This window comes from Parafrankia sp. Ea1.12 (genome assembly GCF_900465275.1).
Taxonomy (GTDB): domain Bacteria; phylum Actinomycetota; class Actinomycetes; order Frankiales; family Frankiaceae; genus Parafrankia; species Parafrankia soli.
This window is the reverse complement of record NZ_UBIZ01000066.1, coordinates 1-939: the sequence shown is the minus strand read 5'-3', so window position 1 is coordinate 939 and position 939 is coordinate 1. Positions and strand designations below refer to the sequence as shown.

Sequence of the window (939 nt, the reverse complement as noted above, 5' to 3'; positions counted from 1 at the left end):
CTAGAGGGTGTCTGAAAAGGGTCAGGATGGGTAGGGCAGGGGGTGTGTGAAGCCTCGGTGTGAGGGAGGCTGGTGATGGCCGAGCGGCGCGGGTATCCGACTGATCTGTCCGATGCCGAATGGGAGCTGATCGCTCCGTTGATTCCCGATCCCAAACCCGGTGGCCGGCCGCCGGCGCATGAACGCCGGGAAATCGTGAACGCGTTGGCGTATTGGATACGGGCGGGATGTGCCTGGCGGCTGCTGCCCCATGATCTGCCGCCCTGGCAGACGGTCTATCACTACTGGCGCCTCTGGCGGATCGAGGGCCGCTGGGAGCAGATCCTGGCCCGGCTCCGCGAACGCGACCGCACCAGTGGCGGCCGGGACCCGACCCCGGGGGCGGGCATCGTCGACAGCCAGAGCGTGCGGGCCACCGACCGGGGTGGGCTGCACGGCTACGACGGGGCCAAGAAAGTCAACGGCATCAAGCGACATCTGCTGGTCGACACCCTCGGCACCGTGCTGACAGCCTGCGTCAGCCCGGCCAGCGTGGACGACCGCCGGGCCGCGATGGTGCTGCTCTCCCAGGCCTCCGACACCTGCACCCGCCTCCGGCATGTGTGGGCCGACCAGGGCTACCGCGGACAGCAGTTCTGCGACTGGGCCCAAAACGCGGTCGACATCGGCGTCCAGATCGTGTCCCGCCGCGACGGTGGATTCCGCCATACCTGGGCCCGGGTCGGGGACCCGCCGCGGCAGGTGCCGATGTTCGCGGTGGTACCACGCCGCTGGGTGATCGAGCGGACATTCGCCTGGCTGGGTAAATACCGCCGCCTGTCCAAAGACTACGAATACCTGACCGCCACGTCCGAAAACGTTATCTACCTGGCGATGAGCATGATCCTGATACACCGCCTCACCGGCGCGCCACACTGACTCTTTTCAGACACCCTCTAC

General features: G+C 67.0%; 1 protein-coding gene. It reads left to right on the top strand.

The window, feature by feature from the left end; all coding sequences use genetic code 11:
• Positions 1 to 75: 75 nt before the first annotated feature.
• The gene (locus FMEAI12_RS00340; RefSeq protein WP_112104561.1) at positions 76 to 918 is read left to right on the top strand and encodes an IS5 family transposase; all 843 of its coding nucleotides are present in this window, start codon (positions 76 to 78) and stop codon (positions 916 to 918) included.
• The last annotated feature ends 21 nt before the right edge of the window (positions 919 to 939 follow it).